This window comes from Mesorhizobium sp. M7A.T.Ca.US.000.02.2.1, from assembly GCF_003996995.1.
In the GTDB taxonomy this organism is placed as follows: domain Bacteria; phylum Pseudomonadota; class Alphaproteobacteria; order Rhizobiales; family Rhizobiaceae; genus Mesorhizobium.
This window is the reverse complement of the sequence record NZ_RZTT01000015.1, coordinates 1-20306: the sequence shown is the minus strand read 5'-3', so window position 1 is coordinate 20306 and position 20306 is coordinate 1. Positions and strand designations below refer to the sequence as shown.

At 63.8% G+C, this 20306-nt stretch carries 21 protein-coding genes; 11 read left to right on the top strand and 10 right to left on the bottom strand.

The window, feature by feature from the left end:
• Positions 1-12 precede the first annotated feature (12 nt).
• Entirely contained in the window at positions 13-1506 is a 1494-nt protein-coding gene (locus EOD15_RS03020) for a M81 family metallopeptidase (protein WP_127320148.1), read from the top strand.
• Positions 1507-1653: 147 nt separating this feature from the next.
• Here the strand turns inward: EOD15_RS03020 and EOD15_RS03015 are convergent, their stop codons facing one another.
• From EOD15_RS03015 to EOD15_RS02990, 6 genes are all read right to left on the bottom strand, one after another.
• Positions 1654-3708, bottom strand: coding sequence for a M3 family metallopeptidase (locus tag EOD15_RS03015; protein ID WP_127320146.1), 2055 nt, complete (start codon positions 3706-3708; stop codon positions 1654-1656).
• Positions 3709-3803: 95 nt separating this feature from the next.
• Positions 3804-4238, bottom strand: coding sequence for a nuclear transport factor 2 family protein (locus tag EOD15_RS03010; RefSeq protein WP_127320144.1), 435 nt, complete (start codon positions 4236-4238; stop codon positions 3804-3806).
• Positions 4235-4879 carry a carbonic anhydrase gene (locus tag EOD15_RS03005; RefSeq protein WP_023811712.1) on the bottom strand — a complete coding sequence of 215 codons (645 nt, stop codon included), beginning with the start codon at positions 4877-4879 and terminating at the stop codon, positions 4235-4237. Before EOD15_RS03005 ends, EOD15_RS03010 begins: the two co-directional genes overlap by 4 nt.
• A 148-nt stretch (positions 4880-5027) precedes the next feature.
• Positions 5028-5798: a DUF429 domain-containing protein gene (locus tag EOD15_RS03000; RefSeq protein ID WP_127320142.1), complete on the bottom strand. Its 771-nt coding sequence runs from the start codon at positions 5796-5798 to the stop codon at positions 5028-5030.
• Entirely contained in the window at positions 5795-6679 is an 885-nt protein-coding gene (pdxY, locus tag EOD15_RS02995; protein WP_127269643.1) for a pyridoxal kinase PdxY, read from the bottom strand. Before pdxY ends, EOD15_RS03000 begins: the two co-directional genes overlap by 4 nt.
• A 13-nt stretch (positions 6680-6692) precedes the next feature.
• Entirely contained in the window at positions 6693-6944 is a 252-nt protein-coding gene (locus EOD15_RS02990) for a hypothetical protein (RefSeq protein WP_127269645.1), read from the bottom strand.
• 162 nt (positions 6945-7106) lie between these two features.
• On the opposite strand from EOD15_RS02990, the gene EOD15_RS02985 reads away from it, so the two are divergent.
• The 6 genes from EOD15_RS02985 (at position 7107) to ppa (ending at position 11757) form a co-directional block, all read left to right on the top strand.
• Complete coding sequence (locus tag EOD15_RS02985) at positions 7107-7745, top strand: LemA family protein (RefSeq protein WP_127320140.1); 639 nt, start codon at positions 7107-7109, stop codon at positions 7743-7745.
• A 177-nt stretch (positions 7746-7922) separates the two neighbouring features.
• Positions 7923-8774 (top strand): YgcG family protein, encoded by an 852-nt coding sequence (locus EOD15_RS02975; protein ID WP_127320138.1) that lies wholly within the window; start codon positions 7923-7925, stop codon positions 8772-8774.
• A 4-nt stretch (positions 8775-8778) separates the two neighbouring features.
• Positions 8779-9660 (top strand): YgcG family protein, encoded by an 882-nt coding sequence (locus tag EOD15_RS02970; protein WP_127408276.1) that lies wholly within the window; start codon positions 8779-8781, stop codon positions 9658-9660.
• Between the two features lie 8 nt (positions 9661-9668).
• Complete coding sequence (locus tag EOD15_RS02965; RefSeq protein WP_127320698.1) at positions 9669-10307, top strand: TPM domain-containing protein; 639 nt, start codon at positions 9669-9671, stop codon at positions 10305-10307.
• A 297-nt stretch (positions 10308-10604) separates the two neighbouring features.
• Positions 10605-11111 carry a GNAT family N-acetyltransferase gene (locus EOD15_RS02960; protein ID WP_013528996.1) on the top strand — a complete coding sequence of 169 codons (507 nt, stop codon included), beginning with the start codon at positions 10605-10607 and terminating at the stop codon, positions 11109-11111.
• 112 nt (positions 11112-11223) lie between these two features.
• Complete coding sequence (gene ppa, locus EOD15_RS02955) at positions 11224-11757, top strand: inorganic diphosphatase (RefSeq protein WP_013528997.1); 534 nt, start codon at positions 11224-11226, stop codon at positions 11755-11757.
• A 225-nt stretch (positions 11758-11982) separates the two neighbouring features.
• Here ppa and EOD15_RS02950 read toward each other — a convergent pair whose 3' ends face one another.
• The gene (locus tag EOD15_RS02950; protein ID WP_127320699.1) at positions 11983-12576 is read right to left on the bottom strand and encodes a hypothetical protein; all 594 of its coding nucleotides are present in this window, start codon (positions 12574-12576) and stop codon (positions 11983-11985) included.
• Between the two features lie 45 nt (positions 12577-12621).
• The gene (locus EOD15_RS02945) at positions 12622-13239 is read right to left on the bottom strand and encodes a TetR/AcrR family transcriptional regulator (protein WP_127320700.1); all 618 of its coding nucleotides are present in this window, start codon (positions 13237-13239) and stop codon (positions 12622-12624) included.
• Between the two features lie 74 nt (positions 13240-13313).
• Between EOD15_RS02945 and EOD15_RS02940 the strand changes: the two genes are divergently transcribed.
• Positions 13314-14597 carry an MFS transporter gene (locus EOD15_RS02940; protein WP_127267938.1) on the top strand — a complete coding sequence of 428 codons (1284 nt, stop codon included), beginning with the start codon at positions 13314-13316 and terminating at the stop codon, positions 14595-14597.
• A 262-nt stretch (positions 14598-14859) separates the two neighbouring features.
• Positions 14860-16434, top strand: coding sequence for an alkaline phosphatase (locus tag EOD15_RS02935; protein ID WP_127320702.1), 1575 nt, complete (start codon positions 14860-14862; stop codon positions 16432-16434).
• 91 nt (positions 16435-16525) lie between these two features.
• On the opposite strand, the gene EOD15_RS02930 is transcribed toward EOD15_RS02935, so the two are convergent.
• Positions 16526-16861 (bottom strand): hypothetical protein, encoded by a 336-nt coding sequence (locus tag EOD15_RS02930; RefSeq protein WP_127320703.1) that lies wholly within the window; start codon positions 16859-16861, stop codon positions 16526-16528.
• A 143-nt stretch (positions 16862-17004) separates the two neighbouring features.
• Between EOD15_RS02930 and typA the strand changes: the two genes are divergently transcribed.
• The gene (gene typA / locus EOD15_RS02925) at positions 17005-18834 is read left to right on the top strand and encodes a translational GTPase TypA (RefSeq protein WP_023811726.1); all 1830 of its coding nucleotides are present in this window, start codon (positions 17005-17007) and stop codon (positions 18832-18834) included.
• A 60-nt stretch (positions 18835-18894) separates the two neighbouring features.
• Here the strand turns inward: typA and EOD15_RS02920 are convergent, their stop codons facing one another.
• Positions 18895-19521, bottom strand: coding sequence for a DUF1062 domain-containing protein (locus EOD15_RS02920; protein WP_127320704.1), 627 nt, complete (start codon positions 19519-19521; stop codon positions 18895-18897).
• A 396-nt stretch (positions 19522-19917) separates the two neighbouring features.
• Here EOD15_RS02920 and EOD15_RS02915 point away from each other — a divergent pair.
• Positions 19918-20306: LysE family translocator (locus tag EOD15_RS02915; RefSeq protein ID WP_148129487.1), on the top strand; the 389-nt coding region annotated here is incomplete at its 3' end.

Sequence of the window (20306 nt, the reverse complement as noted above, 5' to 3'; positions counted from 1 at the left end):
GACGGAGCTTTCATGCGCATTTTCACCGCCTCGCTGGCGACGGAAACCAACACCTTCTCGCCGGTGCCGACCGATAGGGCCTCGTTCGAGATGGCCTTCTATGCCGGGCCCGGCAAACATCCGGACACGCCGACGCTGTGCTCCTCGCCGATGGTGGCGCTGCGCCGGCGGGCAGCGGCCGAAGGCCTCGATGTCATCGAGGGCACCGCCACCTGGGCGGAGCCGGGCGGCCTGGTGCAACGGCAGACCTATGAGGCGCTGCGCGACGAGATCCTTGGCCAGCTCAAGGCAGCGCTGCCGGTCGATGCCGTCATCCTCGGCCTGCATGGCGCCATGGTGGCGCAAGGCTATGACGACTGCGAAGGCGACCTGCTCGAACGGGTTCGCGCAATGGTCGGGCCGGAGGTGGTGATCGCCGTGGAACTCGATCCGCACAGCCATCTGACACCGAAGCGCGTGGCGGCCTCCGACATCCTCGCCTACTTCCTCGAATTTCCGCACACCGATTTCTACGAGCGCGGCGAACACGTCGTCGAGCTTGGCCTGGCAGCGGCGCGCGGTGAGATCAAGCCGGTCATCTCGACCTTCGATTGCCGCATGATCCAGGTGCTGCCGACCAGCCGCGAGCCGATGCGGTCCTTCGTCGACCGCATCAAGGCGCTGCACGGCAAGGACGGCGTGCTGTCGGTCTCCGTCATCCATGGCTTCATGGCGGCCGACGTGGCCGAGATGGGCACACGCATCCTGGTCGTCACCGACGATGACAAGGCCAAGGGTGACGCGCTGGCGGAACGGCTGGGGCGGGAACTCTATGCGCTGCGGGAAAAGACGGCGATGACGATGCTGGGCGCCACCGACGGCATCGACCGGGCGCTGGCCGTGCGCGCCGAGAATCCGGGCAGGCCGGTGGTCATCGCCGATATCTGGGACAATCCCGGCGGCGGCGTTCCCGGCGACGGCACCTTCGTGCTGCGCCAGATGCTGGCGCGTGGCCTGGACAGGTTCGCCGTGGCGACGATCTGGGACCCGATCGCGGTCACCTTCTGCCTGGCGGCGGGCGAGAGCGCCGTTATCGACCTGCGCTTCGGCGGCAAGGCCGGGCCGCAGGCCGGCGAGCCGATCGATGCGCGCGTGCGCGTGCTGAAGGCGGTTGCGGAGGGCTGGCAGAGTTTCGGGCCAAGCCGCGTGACGCTCGGGCCAACGGCGCTGGTCCGCCTCGAAGGCACCGAGGTCGACATCATTCTCAACACCAACCGCACACAGACCTTCGAGCCGGATATCTTTTCCAACATCGGCGTCGATCCGATGGCCAAGGACATGCTGCTGATCAAGTCGACCAACCATTTCTACGCCGGCTTCGAGCCGATCGCCGCCGAGATCATCTATGTCTCGGCGCCGAGCTCGTATCCCAGCAATCCGGCGGTGACCGATTACAAGAAGCTGACGCGGCCGGTGTGGCCAAGGGTGACGGATCCTTGGAAGGATGCTGGCAATCTCCCCCCTTGAGGGGGAGATGTCGCTGAAGCCGACAGAGGGGGTCGCCTGACATAATGCGCCAACCTTCTTCTGCCGCAGCAGGCCGAGCCCGGTCGAACCGACCCCCTCTGGCCGCTTCGCGGCCATCTCCCCCTCGAGGGGGGAGATTATCCGGTGCTACACCAATCCCCGCTTCACCATCATCGCTTCGGGCGACGGCATCTTGCCGCGAAATGCGGTGTAGAGTTCTTCCGGATCCTTCGAACCGCCGGCGGCGTAGATGTTCTTGCGCAGCCGTTCGGCGAGCGCCGGGTTGAAGGGGTCGCCGGTCTCCTCGAAGGCGGCGAAAGCGTCCGCATCGAGCACTTCCGACCACATGTAGGAATAATAGCCGGCCGAATAGCCGTCGCCGGAGAAGACGTGGCCGAAATGCGGGGTGCGGTGACGCATGGCTATGGTGTCCGGCATGTGCAGCTCTGCAAGCGTTTCGGTTTCGAAACGAAGTGGTACTTCAGGCGCATCCGGCCGTGCGTGATAAGCCATGTCCATCAGCGCGGATGCGGTGAACTCTACTGTTGCAAAGCCAGCGCCAAAAGTCCGCGCGGCCAGCATCTTGTCGAGCAGCGCCTTGGGCATCGGCTTGCCGGTCTTGACGTGCAGCGCGTGTCTTTCCAGCACCGCCGGCACGGTCAGCCAGTGCTCGTAGAGCTGCGAGGGCAGTTCGACGAAATCGCGGCTGACCGAGGTGCCGGCTACCGACGGCCAGGTGACGTCGGTCAGCATGCCGTGCAGCGCGTGGCCGAACTCGTGGAACAGCGTCTTCGCCTCGTCGACCGACAGCAGCGCGGGCTCGCCGGCCGGCGGCTTGGCGAAGTTCATGATGTTGTAGATCACCGGGCTCGCACCGTGGCCGAGCCTGTAGCCGGACTGCAGCGCGCTCATCCAGGCGCCGGAGCGCTTCGAGGGCCGGGCGAAATAATCGGCGAGGAACAGGCCGCGCTCGCTGCCGTCGGCATTTTTCACCACGAAGACGCGGGCGTCGGGGTGCCAGGCAGCGATGCCCTTCTTCTCCTCGAAGGTGATGCCGAACAGCCGTGTCGCCACATCGAAGCAAGCGTCGATGATGCGGTCGAGCTGCAAATAGGGCTTCAGCTCCGCCTCGTCGAAGGCGAATTTTTCCGCGCGCAGTTTCTCCTGGTAGAAACGCCAGTCCCAGGCAGCAAATTTTTCGTTGCTGCCGGCCTCCGTCGCCAGCCGTTGCAATTCGATCTGGTCGCTTGCTGCCTTCTCCAGCGCCTTTTCCCACACCGGATCGAGCAGCGCGTGCACGGCCTTCGGCGTCTTGGCCATGGTGTCATCGAGCTTCAGCGCGGCGAAGGAGGCGTAGCCGAGCAGCTTTGCCTTTTCGGCCCGCAGGCGCAGCATGTCGCGCACCACATTCGTGTTGTCGGTGGCGCCGCCATTCTGGCCGCGCATGGTGAAAGCGCGGAAGGCGATCTCGCGCAGATCGCGGCGTTCAGAGAAGGTCGAGAACGGCTCGTAGATCGAGCGCGACAGGGTGACGGCGTAGCGGCCCTTCTGGCCACGCATTTCGGCGGCCTCGGCCATGGAGCTTTTCACGAAATCCGGCAGGCCGGTGAGGTCGGCCTCATCGAGGAACAGCGCCCAGTCGCGCTCGTCGGCCAGTACATTCTGGCCGAAGCTGGTGCCGAGCGAGGACAATTCCTCGCTGATGCTTGCCAGCCGTTTCTTGCCGTCGGCGTCGAGCTTGGCGCCGGAACGGACGAAGCCCTTCCAGGTCTTTTCCAGCACCCGCAGGGTCTCTGCGTCGAGCTTCAGGCTCTCGCGGCGCTGGTAGAGATCGTCGATGCGGGCAAACAGCCGCTCATTCATCGAAATCGCCGAGAAATGCCTGGACATTTTCGGCGAGATGTCGCGCTCCAGCGCCTGGATCGTCTCATTGGTGTAGGCGCCGGCGCGACACCAGAAGATCGACGAGACGCGATCGAGCGCTTCGCCGCCGAGTTCCAGCGCGGCAAGCGTGTTCTCGATGGTCGGCGCATCCTTGTTGCCGGCGATCGCCTCGATCTCGGCCTCGTGCGCCTTCAGCGCCGCGTCGAAGACCGGGGAAAAGTCGCCATCGCCAATGCGCGTGAAATCGGGCAGGCCGAGCGGCCCTTGCCACGCGGTCAGCGGATGGGCGGCGAGGTCGACGGCTTTCGTGGAAGGCATGGACAGTCTTTCGATCGTTGACGGGGAGAGGTTTGGTCGTCCCCGATGTAGGGCGAGGCCTCGCAAGGCGCAACGGCTCGGCCCTCAGGATGGCGTCAGAAGCCGTCGCACGTCTCGGCGATTGCCGCTTGCGAACTGGCGGTGATGCGGTCGTCGGTCACCGCGAAAGTCTCATGCATGAGCTTGTCATTGTTGGGAAAGTCGTAGCAGGCGACCACGGTGGTGACCCCGCCTTCGCTCTTTTCGATCCGATGCCGGATCGCTGCGCCCGCAACCGCACCTTTCCATTCGTCGATCGAGGCGATGAATTCCTGCTTGCTTTGCACGATGCCGAGGTCGTCCAGCTTGATGCGGACATCATCGGCGAGCAGGTCGGACAGTTCGGTGCGGTCGGCGACCAGCAGCGCCGAATACCAGCGGCTGATGAGGGCACGATCATCGGCGCGGGCGGCAATAATCGCTATCAGCAGCGCGGCCGCCGTCAAAGCGGCCGACCTGATGTTCACCACCTTGCGCGCCGCTGTGTTCATCCCAGCTCCGGCCGTTCGAAATCGCCGGTTTCCTTGTTCATCGTCCAGAGTTCGCCGGTCGAGATATCGAACCAGGCCCCATGCAGCGACAGTCGCCCCTTGCCCTCGAGAATCGAGACGCAGGGAAAGGTTCTGAGGTTGGCGATGGAATAGCGGATCGAGATGCGCTCCAGCGCGGTCTGGCGCTCCGACGCGGTCATGAAGGTGCTGGAGGAGACGGTTTCGGCCGCCGGCGCGATCAGGCTCATCCACTTGCCGATGAAGTCGCCCGGCGAAAGCGGCGCGGAATTGGTGTCGAGCGCTGCACGGATGCCGCCACAGCGGCCATGGCCCATGACGACGATGTTCTTGACCTTGAGGCTCTGCACGGCGAATTCAAGCGCCGCCGAGGTCGAATGGAACTCGCCATCGGGAGCATAGGGCGGCACCAGATTGCCGACATTGCGCAGCACGAAGAGTTCGCCGGGCCCGGCGTCGAAGATCGCCTCGGGCGCCGAACGCGAATCGCAGCACGCGACGATCATCGTCTCCGGCGCCTGGCCTTCCCGAGCGAGATCGCGATAGCGCCCGCTCTCTGTGAGATAGCGGCCATTCATGAAATTGCGGTAGCCGGCGAGAAGATGTTCAGGGAGATGGGACATGGGCGGCGTCTGGAGCCTTTCCGGGTTGGATGCGGCAGCTCGTTGCGGTCTAGAGAGGCTCTAGCGGCAAAAGCCGGTCGCGAGCAATGCAGAATTATGAGGGCTGGCTAGAAATGCCATGCATCGAGCGCAACCTTGGTCAACAGCGTTACGCCCAGATGGCGACAGGAATGCCAAAGCTGTCGCGGCCCGGCGGGTCGGGCAGCGGCCGTGCCTCACCGCTGGCGATGCGACCGGCGATCAGCGTCATCGCGGCCGCGTCGAGGAAATCGTCGGCGGCGGCGCCGCGCGGTGGCGGCTGGTCGAGAAAGGCCGTGTCATAGCCATGCCGGCAAAGCAGAGCCTTGCGTTCCGCCATGCCGGCCGGATTGATGCTGCCCTTGATCTTCTTCGGCAGTTGCATGGCCTGATCGCCGTTCAGGCGGCAGAAAGCGACTTCCGGATGCGATTCGAACACACGGCCGCGCAGATCGGGTCGCGCGATCAGCAGGGCGTCGATCTCGCGGATCTTGGCAAAAATGCCGAAGGCCTGGATCGAGACGCCGCGCGGCGGGTCGGATGTGGTCAGGGCCACCTCGCTTGCCCGGATGTGCGCGGCATACCAGGCTTCGATGGTGGTGAAATCATTGGTCTCCGCATAGAGCGCGGCGCGGGAGGGGATCGAGAAGACGCTGGATTGGCGTGCCCCGAGCAGTGGCCGTACCAGCGCTTCGGGGCCGCGCCCGCCCTTGCCCGACAAGTCGGGCAGGCCGATCGGCATGTCGACAGCGATGACCGCGTTTTCGGGAAGGGATGCGAGCAAGGCGGTGAAGGTTACGAAGACACCGACCGACGGTGCCATGCCAGAAGCGCGCCGGACGGCGATCCAGCCGGCCTTGCAGCCGTCGACGCCGACAAGCACGGTCTCAGTCGACGTCACGCCCGGCGGCCCCGCCCCGGATGCGTGAGGTGGCGAAGCTGGACCATCGCCATCGGATGCGACAGGCTCTGCGCATCGGTTTCGAGCTGCAGTTCGTCGCCGCCGCGCTTGGCGGTGCGCGCCAGGATCTCGTAGACCGCCGCCGTCGTCGATTGCAGCGCCTTGACCGGCGGCTGGCCGGATAGGATACGTGCCAGATAGACGGCCGCCGTCAGATCGCCCAGGCCATTCGGCGGCTTGTCGATCAGGCGATGTTCGGCGAGCAGCGCCTGGCTGCTATCGAGCAGCAGATTGCCGGTGCCGCCCGTCATCATCGACGGCGCAGAGGTGACCAGCATGGTCGATGGTCCGGCGTGGAGCGCTGCCGCGATCGCCGATTTCAGGTCGGGCAACGCGGCGCCGGCCATCCATTCCAGTTCGTAGCGGTTGGGGGTGGCTATGTCGGCGATCGGCATCAGCCGGTCGCGCATGGCGATGGCTGTCGGCTCGGGCACGTAGAGGCCGCCCGAATCACCCATCACCGGATCGCAGATATAGACAGCGCCGGGTGTCCTTGCCTTCACCGCGGCGACCAGCGAGGCGACGGCCTCGGCCTGGCCGGCCTCGCCGAGATAGCCGGACAACACGGCGCCGACTTCACCCAGCCATGGCGCCCGCTCGAGATCGGCCATCAGCGCCTTGAACTGGTCGAGCGGCGGTACGATCCGTGTTGCCCGTCCATGGCCGGGATGCCAGGGCAGGATGACGGTCGGCACCGCCCAGACCGGGAACCCCAGGGTCTCCAGCGCAAAGACGGCTGCACGGTTGCCGACCGAGCCGCGCGCGACATGGCTGGAAATGACGATGACCGCACGCGGCGCGTCGGTTTGTTCGGCGCTCATTGTCGTTTGATTCCTAACTGCCCCGGATGACGTAAAGCACGAGCCAGACCATCAGGCCCAGCGCCAGCAGCAGGCCCAGCGTGCGGCCAAAGCGGGTGCCCCAGACTTCGATCGGATCGGCGCGATCGGCATCGGCCGCGGTGACGTGATCGCGCATGCCTTTCGCGGCCCGCCCCGCAAACGAGTCGCCCGCCGGATTCGTCTCGTGCGCGATGCGCTCGAGGATACGGCGCGATTCCTTCTCGCTGTCTTGGCGCTCCGCCATGATGATGTCCCGTTTTGCCGGACCTTATCGCGTTCGCACGGCCAATCACAGAGCCTTGCAGCGGCATCGGGCGTGCCAGGCGAGGGCTGCCGGCCCGGGCGGTTTTCTTGCGCGCTGATTGTGGTAATGCTTCGCGTGCAACTTCTACCGAGGGACCCCATCATGTTTGCCCAGCGCCTTGCCTCGCCGTCCATTTTCCGCACGCTGCCCGCCTTCCTGATGATGGCGATCATGCTGCCGCTGCTTGCCGGCTGCGGCTACAACACCATCCCCACTGCGGAAGAAAACGCCAGGGCGGCATGGAGCGAGGTGCTGAACCAGTATCAGCGCCGCGCCGACCTCATCCCCAACCTGGTCGAGACGGTGAAGGGTTATGCCTCGCACGAAAAGGATACGCTCGACGCGGTGGTCGAGGCACGCGCCAAGGCAACGCAGATCACGGTAACACCGGAAACGCTGAAGGATCCCGAAGCCCTCAAGAAGTTTCAGGATGCTCAGGCGGGGCTGACCAGCGCGCTGTCGCGGCTGATCGCGGTCTCGGAGGCCTATCCCGACCTCAAGGCCAATCAGAATTTCCTGGCGCTGCAAGCCCAGCTCGAAGGCACCGAGAACCGCATCGCGGTGTCGCGGCGCGACTACATCCAGGCGGTCAGGGACTACAATCTGACGCTGAGGACCTTCCCCTCGGTGCTGTGGGCGACCTTCTGGTTCCGCGGCAATGAGCCCTTTGCCAATTTCACTGTCGCCGAAGACAAGATGCAGCCGCCGAAGGTCGATTTCGGCACGAAGCAGGGCGGGTGAACGTCGACTGTCATCGGAATAAATCCCGCGAAATGACGGGCTGCTGGCGTGCAAACACCCCCCTCTGTCCTACCGGACATCTCCTCCTCAAGGGGGGAGATTGGCAGCTTCGGCGCTGACGCCGATCTTGCGACGTTGAAAATTGGAGAAAGCGGAGATGGCGGCCAATCTCCCCACTTGAGGGGGAGATGCCCGGCAGGGCAGAGGGGGGCGCCCCTGAATGCAAGCCTAGGGTTCCTTTTCGCTCTTCTAAGCCTCCTCTTCCTCCCCTTCACCGCCCTCGCCGCCGATCTTCCGGCGCTCACCGGCCGTGTCGTCGACAATGCCGGCATCATCGATGCCGCGACCAAGGCGGCGCTGACACGGAAGCTTGCCGATTTCGAGACAAAAGGCTCCGACCAGATCGTCGTGGCGACGATCCCGAGCCTCGAGGGCGAGGAGATCGAGCCTTACGCCAACCGCCTGTTCCGCTTCTGGAAACTTGGGCAGGCGAAGAAAAACAACGGCGTGCTGCTGTTGGTTGCGCCGAACGACCGCAAGATGCGCATCGAGGTCGGTTATGGGCTGGAAGGTACGCTGACCGACCTGCACACCAAGCTGATCATCGAAAACGACATGGTGCCGGCCTTCCGCGCCGGGGACTTCTCCGGCGGCATCAGCAAAGCTGTAGACGACATGATCATGGTGCTGGAAGGCAATCCGGAGGAGCTGGAGGCGCGCGGCGAGCGCAACCAGCAGGCGCCCTTCGAGTCCGACGACCTGTTCTTCACCGTGTTCATCGGCATATGGATAACCATTATGGTCGGCAGTCTTGCTGTCTCCATTTTGCCGCCGATCTTCGGCCAGAAGCTCGGTCCCGGCCGCTACCGCTGGCTCGGCATGACCTTCGAGCCAAGCCGGCGATCTTCCAGTGGCGGCTGGTCGACGGGGACTTCCGGCGGCGGCTGGTCTTCGGGGTCAAGCAGCGGTGGAGGCTTTTCCGGCGGCGGCGGTTCGTCCGGCGGCGGCGGCTCGTCGGGAAGCTGGTGATGGCATGACGATACCCGGCATCAGCCTGTCGAAATGCGACCGCCTCGCCTCGGCTGTCCTGATTGCCGCGGTCGTGCTGTTCTCCTGCGTCATGGCCTACGCGGCCGACCTGCCGGCGCTGACCGGCCGTGTCGTCGACAATGCCGGCATCATCGATGCCGCGACCAAGGCGGCGCTGACGCGGAAGCTCGCCGACTTCGAGACAAAAGGTTCCGACCAGATCGTCGTCGCGACGATCCCCAGCCTCGATGGCGAGGAGATCGAGCCCTACGCCAACCGCCTGTTCCGCTTCTGGAAACTTGGCCAGGCGGGCGAGAACAATGGCGTGCTCCTGCTGGTTGCCCCGAACGACCGCAAGATGCGCATCGAGGTCGGTTATGGGCTCGAAGGTACGCTGACCGACCTGCATACCAAGCTGATCATCGAAAATGACATGGTGCCGGCCTTCCGCGCCGGCGACTTCTCCGGCGGCATCAGTAAAGCCGTCGATGACATGGTCATGGTGCTGGAAGGTAATCCGGAGGAGCTGGAAGCGCGAGGCAAGCGCAATCCCGCCGATGACGGCACGTCCATCGATCCGATCGTTGCCGTGTTCCTGATCCTGTGGGCGACGATGTTTTTCGGCGGGTTGGCGATGGCGTTCCTGCCGCCGATGTTCGGCACGAAGCTGTCCCCGGGCGTGTACAGATGGCTGGGCATGACGTTTCGTTACGGCCGTGGGCCGAGCGGGTACTCGGGCAGCCGTGGCTGGACAACGGGTTCGTCTTCGGGCGGCTGGTCGTCGGGGAGCTCCGGTGGTGGCTGGTCTTCGGGATCAAGCGGCGGTGGCGGGTTTTCCGGTGGCGGCGGCTCATCGGGTGGTGGCGGTTCTTCAGGAAGCTGGTGAGACATATCATGGCAACACGACCAATCAGCCCGCAGGATCATGAGCGCATCGCAACCACGATCCGCGCCGCCGAGGAGAAAACCGACGGCGAGATCTACTGCGTCGTGGCGCATGCCAGCGACGGCTATTTCTTCCCGGCCGCCTTCATGGCGACCGTGTACATGCTGATCGTCAGCCTGGCGGTCGGCTACGGTCTGGAGGCCTGGTGGCTGTCGATCCGGCTGCCGCATTTCGTCCTCGCCCAGCTCCTGGCGCTTGCCTGCGTGCTGGCCTTGTTGTGGGCGCTGCCCGGCCTGCGCATCCATCTGGTGCCGAGGCGGCTGCGCTACCAGGCGGCGCACGCCAACGCGAGCAAGCAGTTCCTTGCCCGCAACGTCCACCGCACCACGGCGCGCACCGGCGTGCTGGTCTTCGTCTCGATCGCTGAACGCTACGCCGAAGTGGTTGCCGATTCGGGCATCGACGCCAAGGTCGGCCAGCATGTCTGGGACGGTGTCGTGCGCGACCTTACCGCGCATGCCGGCGACGACCGGCTTGCCGACGGCTTCGTCAAGGCGATCGAGCAGGTGGGTGCGGTGTTGGCCGAGCATTTCCCGGTCACGGTGGGCGACAGCAACGAACTTGACGACCATCTCGTCGAAATCTGAAAGCCCGCCTGCAAACGCTACTCAGCCGGACGCCTGACGTGGTTTTCTGCGCTTCCGGCCTTCGCCGGCCGAAGCACTCACACATGAGCGGCCTTGGCAGGCCGGCTTCGGCCGGCGTTCACGTACAAAAGTGCGCTCCGCTCCGGTTCTCGAAAGCCACGCCATCCGCCTCGGCTGAGCGCGTTTTCAAGCAGGCTTTGCCCGATGTCATCAGTGTCATGATCGCCTGTGAGAAAGCAGCCGGCGGGCCGCCGGGACTCTTGCAATCGGGCGATGCGGGTTTATGGTTAACAAATCATGAATACGCTGACGATCGACATCCGGAAAGCCGACCCGCGCGATGCCAGTGCCATCGCCGAGGTGCATCTGGAGGCCTGGCGCGGCGCCTATTCTGGCATCATTCCGCACCGCACCCTGACATCGATGATCAACCGTCGAGGCGCCGACTGGTGGGCGAATGCGATTCGCCGCGCCGCCACTGTTCTGGTGGTCGAGATCGGCGGCAAGATTGCCGGCTATGCGACGATCGGCAAGAACCGCGCTCGTGAACTCAGGCAGCAAGGCGAAATCTACGAATTGTACCTGCGCCCGGAATATCAGGGCATCGGGCTCGGCAGCCGCCTGTTTTCGGCAGCCAAGGCGCGGCTGGCCGATCACGGGCTGAAAGGCATGGTCGTGTGGGCGCTGGAAGACAACCAGAACGCGCTTGCCTTCTATGCCGGCGCCGGCGGCCGCGATGTAGCGGAAGGCGTCGAGATCTTCGAGCAGAAGGCGCTCAAGAAGGTCGCTTTCGTCTGGGAATGACAGCCCGGCCTTTCGGCCATTGCGTCTCCCGATTTCAGCCAGCACCATTCGCCGCATTGCACCATGACGCGCCGCCCGCTATCGATCGTCCATCGAGAGAGGGATTTAAGCCATGCGCATTGAAGCCATAGCCAGCGGAAAGAACCCGCCTGAGGACGTCAACGTCATCATCGAGGTGCCGATCGGCGGCGAGCCGATCAAGTATGAGATGGACAAGGAAGCCGGCACGCTGTTCGTCGACCGCTTCCTGCACACCTCGATGCGCTACCCCGGCAATTACGGCTTCGTGCCGCACACGCTGTCGGGCGACGGCGATCCGATCGACGTGCTGGTCTGCAACACGCGTGCCCTGGTGCCGGGCTGCGTCATCAACGTCAGGCCGATCGGCGTGCTGATCATGGAAGACAATGCCGGCCAGGATGAGAAGATCATTGCCGTGCCGTCGCCGAAACTGACGCTGCGCTACGAGAACGTTACCGAATACACCCAGCTGCCCGACATCACGCGCCAGCAGGTGCAGCACTTCTTCGAGCACTACAAGGATCTCGAGCCCGGCAAATGGGTCAAGATCGAAGGCTGGCACGATTCCAAATATGCCAAGAAGATGATCGTCGACGCGATCGAGCGGGCCAAGGCGAGCAAGTAGCCCAACTTCGTCATACCAGGGCGGAGCAGCCGCAAAGCGGCGTCGCGGAGACCCTGGTATCCATGCCGTGACGCCAGGCGACGTGTGCGGCGGAACGGAATTCTGCACCGCCGCGGCGGTGTTGATGTCGCGGCATGGATCCTCGGGTCTGCGCTGCGTCGCTACGCTCCTTGCTCCGCCCGTGGATGACGAAGCTACGGGTGCGATGCCCAATCTCCGCCGTGCTCAGTTATCCACCCGGCCGAAAGCCGGCACATTGCCGATGACGGTGCGCCTGTCCTTGCCGCAGGCGAAGGTGCGTGCCTTGTCGTCGGCAAGCTTGCGCGCCTGATCGTTGGCGGTGGGATTGCCGGTGGCCAGCACCAGGCCGATGGTGCAGCCGTCGCGGGCGTCCATCTGGCCGACCTTGGCGACGAGCAGCACCTCGGTCGGCTTTTTCTCGTCCTCGGGATTGCTGATCGAGCGGCGATGGATGGCTGCATAGGGCACAGCCTTGTCGCCGGTGGTTTCGATGCGCCATTCGATCTTGGCTCCGGACGAATTGAAACCGGAAAAGCTCTCCCAGACCGTCGTCATGTCGCCGCCGGGGGGAAAGCCGTAGAACAGCGATTCACGGGCATCGTCATAGGCTATCAGTACGGGATAGCCGCGATAGCCCGAACAGGCGAGTTCGGCCCAGTCGCCGTCGCCTTCCTCGGCCTGCGCGTAGGTCACGCAATCCTTTTTCGAATCCAGATCGGTGTAGGCGCTGGAAATGCCGTCGGCTTGCGCAGCCTGACCCAGACCGACCAGAACAAGCGGGATCAGAATGGCACGCATGGCGGTCAATCTCCGTTGCAAGCTGCCGCAGCGTAGCGCCAAACGTTATTTCTTCAAGCTCGCTTCAATCAGCAGGTCGGCGTTGCGGGCGACCGCTTGCGCCGGGCCGCCGAGCCCGAACAGCTGGCCACTGATATAGGCGCCTTCGATCAGCAGCAGCAGGCCGTCGCCGAGCGTGTCAGGGGCTTGCGCGCCCATCGCAACCGCCATGGCGCGCAGGCGGCGGCGCAATTCCTGCTTGTTGGCCTCGCTGACCACACGGGCCGGATGGCTGTGGTCGGGATATTCGACCGCCGCGTTGGTCATGCCGCAGCCGCGATAGTCCGCCACTTGCGTGCGCTTGCCGATGCGGGTCAGGAAAGCCTTGATCTGTGCGCGCGGGTCGCCGGGATGAGCCGCAACCGCCTCGTCGAAACGCTCCCAATATTCAAGATCGTACTGCCTGAGATAGGAGGCGGCCAGTTCATCCTTGGACGGAAAGCTGCGATAGAGGCTGGGTTTGGTGACGCCGGCACGCTTGACGATCTCGTCGACGCCGATCGCCCTGATGCCACGCCGGTAGAACAGGTCATAGGCCACATCGAGGATCTTCTTGGCTGCTTTCGGCGGCGCCGACGCATGATCGTCGCTGATGGTCAGATCAATATTTCTGTCGGTTGGCATCGTGTGACTCGATTGACAATGTTACCGATCGGTACGTATACATGCTCCCAACCTGCAACGTACCGGTCAGTAACATGATAGCTCAATCCCGCCCATTTGGCCAGCGCTACGCTTTCGTCGTGGTTGGCGTCATCTTCCTTAGCCTGCTGGTCGCGGCCGGCCTGCGGTCCGCACCCTCTGTCATGATGCTGCCGCTGGAGAACAGTTTCGGCTGGCGCCGCGACATCATCTCGCTGGCCGCCGGTGTCGGTATCCTGCTTTACGGCCTGACAGGGCCATTTGCCGCAGCCCTGATGGAGCGCATCGGGCTTCGCCGCACGCTGCTGGCCTCGCTGGTGGTGATGTCGGGCTCGACCGCGCTCAGCCTGCTGATGACCAAGCCGTGGCATCTGTTCATCACCTGGGGCGTGTTCTCGGGCATTGGTTCCGGTGCTGTCGCCAGCGTGCTCGGCGCGACCATCGTCAACCGGTGGTTCAAGACCAATCGCGGGCTTGTCATGGGATTGATGTCCGCCTCCAGCGCCTCGGGCATGCTGGTGTTCCTGCCGCTGATCGCCGCGCTGGCGCAGTCGGGCGGCTGGCAGCCGGTCGTCATTGCGGTCGCGATCGCGACCGCTGCCCTGATACCGCTGGTCTGGCTGCTGGTGCCGGAGCGGCCGGCATCGATCGGCATGGTGCGCTACGGCGCCGAGGCTGACGACGTGCCGCCCACTCCGCCTGCGTCACAGGGCAATTTTCTGGCGCATACGTTCTCGACGCTGCGCCGTGCTGCCGGAACGCGGGTGTTCTGGTATCTGTTCGCCACCTTCTTCGTCTGCGGCTTCACCACCAACGGGCTGGTCGGCACGCATCTGATCGCGTTCTGCGGCGACATGGGCATCGGCGAAGTGCAGGCCGCCGGCCTGCTGTCGATGATGGGAATTTTCGACCTGATCGGTACGACGCTGTCGGGCTGGCTTACCGACCGCTACGACCCGCGCAAGCTGCTCGGCGTCTATTACGGCATCCGTGGCCTGTCTCTGATCTATCTGCCCTATTCCGGCTTCTCGGCGACCAGCCTGATCATCTTCGCCGTGCTCTACGGCCTCGACTGGATCGCCACCGTGCCGCCGACGCTGAGGCTCGCCAACGAGGCGTTCGGCGACCGCAGCGGGCCGATCGTGTTCGGCTGGATCGTCGCCGGGCACCAGATCGGTGCGGCCGCTGCCGCCGCCTTTGGCGGCACCATGCGCGAGTTGCAGGGCAATTACGAACTGGCCTTCCTGATCGCCGGCATGACGGCAATCGCCGCCGCCTGTATCTCGCTGCTGATCAACACCAGCAAGCCGGCGTTCGATCCGGAGCCGCAAGCGGCTTAGGCGCAACGCTAATCTCCCCCCTCGAGGGGGAGATGGCCGCGAAGCGGCCAGAGGGGGTCGGTCCGACTGGGCTCGGCCTCTTGCGATAGAAGGAGGTTAGCGCTCCACGCGCGGCGACCCCCTCTGTCGCCTCTGGCGACATCTCCCCCTCGAGGGGGGAGATTACCCTGTTCATTGTTATCAAAACTTCATCATCCCGAGATGCGCCTGAAACATTGACGCTGGACCTTGGTGGCGCCGTTCAAGCCACCAGGAGACAGCCATGAACAAGCTTTCGATGACCCGCCGCGCTTTTGTCACTTCCGCCGGCGCCGTTGGCCTGGCCGGCGTTTCGGGTCTGGCGCTGCCCTATTATTCGCGCGCCAATCAGCGGCCTTCCTTCACCCATGGCGTCCAGTCGGGCGATGTCGACGCCACCAGCGGCATGGTGTGGACGCGCACCGACCGACCGTCGCGCGTCATGTTCGAGGTGTCGTCGACGGAGAATTTCACCAATGCGACCCGCCTGGCGCCGCTCGATACGTCGCCGGCCAGCGATTACACGGTCAAGCGGCTGCTCACCGACCTCGCTTCCGATCAGGATATCTTCTACCGCATGACATCGGCCGATCTCGCCGACATCAACGCCGTTTCGGAGCCGATCACCGGCCGTTTCAGGACGGCGCCAGCCTCGAAGCGCGACATCCGCTTTGCTTGGTCGGGCGACACCGCCGGCCAGGGCTGGGGCATCGACGAGACCGGCATGAAGACCTACGCCACGATCGGCAAGCACACGCCTGACTTCTTCCTGCATTCGGGCGATACCATCTATGCCGACGGCGCCATGAAGGACGAGGTCGACCTGCCCGGCGGCGGCAAGTGGAAGAACGTCGTGCTGATCGACGGCAAGCGCAAAGTCGCCGAGACGCTGGACGAGTACCGGGACCAGTGGAAATACAACATGATGGACAGGAACGTGCTCGGCCTGAGCGCCATCTGCCCGACCTTCTACCAGTGGGACGACCACGAAGTGCTGAACAATTGGTCGGATACGAAGGACCTCAGCGCCGACAACCGCTACACGGAAAAATCCATCCACGTGCTGGCGGCCCGCGCGGCGCGGGCTTTCCACGAGATGACGACGATCCGCTACGAACCGTCCGAGCCCGGCCGCGTCTATCGCAAGATCGCTTATGGGCCGCTGCTCGACGTGTTCTTCCTCGACATGCGCTCCTATCGCGGCCCCAATGGTCCCGACATGCAGGATGAGATGACGCCGCAATCGCGCATCCTTGGCGAGCAGCAGACGAAATGGCTGAAGCGCGAACTGGCGAATTCGAAGGCGACCTGGAAAATCATCGCCGCCGACATGCCGCTCGGCCTCGTCGTCTGGGACGACGGCACCAACAAGGTTGGCGCCGAAGCAATCAGCAATGGCGACAATGGCTTGCCAAAAGGGCGCGAGCTCGAGATCGCCGACCTGCTGCGCTTCATAAAGAATGCCGGCATCAGCAACACCGTCTGGCTCACCGCAGATGTGCATTACACGGCCGCGCATTATTACAACCCGGACAAGGCACAGTTCCAGGAGTTCAATCCGTTCTGGGAATTCGTCTCGGGTCCGATCCATGCCGGCACGTTCGGTCCCAACGATTTCGACATGACGTTCGGTCCGGAGCTGAAGTTCATCAAGGCGCCGACCGCCGAACAGGGACAGAACCTGCCGCCCTCGGCCGGGCTGCAATTCTTCGGGCTCGTCGATATTTCAGGCGCCAGCGAGCAGATGACGGTGCGGCTGATGGATCGCGACGACAACGAACTCTACAAGGTGACGCTCGACCCGGTGCGGTCGGCGTAAGTGCGCTTCTCAACCCTCCCCCTTGTGGGGAAGGTCGGCGGCGGCTTCGCAAAGCGAAGCTGGCGAGACGGGGCGGGGGGTGAAGCGCTGACTAGTCCGGGTAGCAGACCATGGGGATATTCGGCCAGACGGCGCTGTCGCAGTTGGCGGCGTCCTGGCGCTGCTTGAAGGCGGCGCTGACCGGGCCGGTCACCATCGGGTCGACGCCGTCTGGTGCGTCGGCGAAAATCTGCTCGGCCGACTGTGCCTCCGACGGCAAGACAGGCCGTGATTCCTTCATCGTCGCGGCTGACTGCGCGGCGTTGGCCGCCAGCAGGACGGCGAAGGCAACAGACGCGATGAGCGGCCAGAATCGGTTGAGTTTATCGGTCATGACGTTTGAACTGCCCGGGCCCCAAAGGGTTCCCGCCTTGGTTAACAAAATCATCTCACACGCAGATGCTTAAGATTTGATGAGTATTTGGTGACGCTCCTCCTCTTTCGCAACTGCGAAAAACCCTGTATGAGCCGCGCAACCGAAAGAGGCAGCGCCTTTTGGCCTGCTGCCTGCAACGCTTCCGAGACCAGAACATGAAAATCCGTAATATCGCGATCATCGCGCACGTCGACCATGGAAAGACCACCCTGGTCGACCAGCTTTTGAAGCAGTCCGGCTCCTTCCGAGACAATCAGCGCGTCGCCGAGCGCGCCATGGATTCCAACGACCTCGAAAAGGAACGCGGCATCACCATCCTGGCCAAGGCGACTTCGGTCGACTGGAAGGATACCCGCATCAACATCGTCGACACCCCCGGCCACGCCGATTTCGGTGGCGAGGTCGAGCGCATCCTGTCGATGGTGGACTCAGCCATCGTGCTGGTCGACGCAGCCGAAGGGCCGATGCCGCAAACCAAGTTCGTCGTCGGCAAGGCGCTCAAGGTCGGCCTGAAGCCGATCGTCGTCATCAACAAGATCGACCGTCCGGACGCCCGTCACGTCGAGGTGGTCAACGAGGTGTTCGACCTTTTCGCGGCGCTCGACGCCACCGACGAGCAGCTCGACTTCCCGATTCTGTACGGTTCAGGCCGCGATGGCTGGGTTTCGGAAAATCCGGAAGGACCCAAGGACCAGCAACTGGGGCCGCTGTTCGACCTCGTCATCAAGCATGTGCCGGAGCCGACCGTTCATCCCGGCCCGTTCCGCATGATCGGCACCATCCTGGAAGCCAATCCGTTCCTCGGCCGCATCATCACCGGCCGTATCGAGAGCGGCACGCTGAAGGCCAACCAGCCGGTCAAGGTGCTGCACCATGACGGCACCCAGATCGAAACCGGCCGTATTTCGAAGATCCTGGCCTTCCGCGGCCTCGAGCGCCAGCCGATCGAAGAAGCGCAGGCGGGCGACATCGTCGCCATTGCCGGCCTGTCGAAGGGCACCGTCGCCGACACGTTCTGCGACCCGAGCGTGAGCGAACCGCTGCATGCGCAGCCGATCGATCCGCCCACCGTGACGATGTCGTTCCTGGTCAACGACAGTCCGCTGGCCGGCACCGAAGGCGACAAGGTGACCAGCCGCGTCATCCGCGACCGCCTGCTGCGCGAAGCCGAAGGCAATGTCGCGCTGAAGATCGAGGAATCGCCCGACAAGGATTCGTTCTTCGTCTCCGGCCGCGGCGAATTGCAGCTGGCCGTGCTGATCGAGACGATGCGCCGCGAAGGCTTTGAAATCGCCGTGTCGCGTCCGCGCGTCGTCATGCAGAAGGGCGAGAACGGCGAATTGCTGGAGCCGGTCGAAGAAGTCGTCATCGACGTCGATGAGGAGCATGCCGGCGTCGTCGTGCAGAAGATGTCCGAGCGCAAGGCCGAGATGGTCGAACTGCGCCCGTCCGGCGGCAATCGCCAGCGCATCGTCTTCCACGCGCCGACCCGTGGCCTGATCGGCTACCAGTCGGAGCTTTTGACCGACACGCGCGGCACCGCCGTGATGAACCGGCTCTTCCATGCCTATGAGCCCTACAAGGGCGAGCTGCCGGGCCGCACCAATGGCGTGCTGATTTCCAACGAACAGGGCGAATCGGTCGCCTACGCCATGTGGAACCTGGAAGATCGCGGCCCGATGGTCATCGATCCGGGCGTCAAGGTGTATCAGGGCATGATCATCGGCATCCATAGCCGCGACAATGATCTTGAAGTGAACGTGCTCAAGGGCAAGAAGCTGACCAACATCCGTGCCGCCGGCAAGGACGAGGCGGTCAAGCTGACGCCGCCGATCCGCATGACGCTGGAACGCGCGCTGGCCTGGATTCAGGACGATGAACTGGTCGAAGTGACGCCGAAGACCATTCGGCTGCGCAAGCTCTATCTCGATCCGAACGAGCGCAAGCGGTTCGAGAAGTCGTCCAAGGTGGTCGGCGCGGCGTAAGCTCTCTATTTTCCGACAATCGAGAGGGGCGGAGCAACCAGTGTTCCGCCCCTTTTTCGTTCATCCACCGGCAGCCGAGATGATGGCCTGCCGATCGGCCTCGCCGGCCAGATCGATGCGGATCGCGATTCCCGCGCGGGTAGGCTTGCGCAGGGCCTTTGCGCCATCCGGGTCAACGATGAGCAGCCGCCTCTCCTCCAGCGCCTGAAGCCGTGATCGCGAGATGCCGAGTTCGCCAGCGAGCAGCCGGTCGAGTCGCAGCGATGTCGGCATTTCCAGTCCAAGCTGGATCTCCAACACGGTCGCGGCTTCCCCGGTGTCGCCGAGCCTGCGCTTGTGAATGCTGACATCGGAGAACTCCTCGACGCGCCCGATCCGGTTGCGCAACGCGATTACATCGAAGGCATGACGGTGAGCGAGTGCAGGATCGTTGCGTTCGAGCGCCGCCAGCAGCGTCGGGTCGATGTCGCGGCGGTTGCAGCGCTCGAAAATGCCGAAATTCCAGGAGTTGTCGCAGTCGATGCAGCGATAGATCAGCCACACGTCGATGCGTTTGCCGTTGGCGTTGACGCGGAATTTCCCGCTGCTGCAATAGGCCTTCACAGTGCCGCAACGACTGCAGCCGATGAGCGGCCGAGGTGCGGTCTTGGGCGCGATTGCCCAGTGGATACGCTGAAGTCCAGACATGCCGATAAGCCCTTCCCGTCGGGAAGTTCATCAGGCCGGCGATGTCGAGATGCCCATGCGGGCGCGGCGTGGCGGTCGCTTGCTATGATCGGAAATCGGATGTCACGGGCGGCAGCGCGCAACAACGGTTCAGCAGTGCCAAACCGGTCTCGAACCGCCGCCCAGAAGAACACATGAAAATGAAAACAGACACCGCGAATGCGGTGTCATGCAGTGTGTCGGGGGAGTTGACGAGACCGGCGGTTACGTAGGCAAAGTGACGCTCAAAATTGTTTCGCGGCGGCCTTTCTAGCCGCGAGATGCTGGACCGACAAGGGGTCTTTTGTCGGTGCTACCGCAGCCGAGCCACTTGCGCTAATATCCGAAATCGAAGGTTTTCAACCAGAGACCCCGGTTATGCACCCCACCTCGCTCCTGATTTTCGCCGCCGCTCTGTTCGTTGCCGCGGGTTCGCCCGGTCCATCGATCGCGGCGCTTGTCGCGCGCGTCATCTCGAAAGGGTTTCGCGACGTGTTCCCGTTCCTGCTCGCCATGTGGATCGGCGAGGGCATCTGGCTGTCGCTGGCGGTGTTCGGCCTGGCTGTCGTGGCGCAGACCTTCCATTTCGCCTTCGTCGTGGTGAAATGGGTCGGCGTCGCCTATCTCGCTTACCTCGCCTGGAAAATGTGGACCGCGCCTGTCGATGCAAAAGAGGGCGAGATGCCGCGCGAGGATTCTCCGGCAAAGCTGTTCTTCGCCGGCATGGCGGTGACGCTTGGCAATCCCAAGATCATGATGTTCTACCT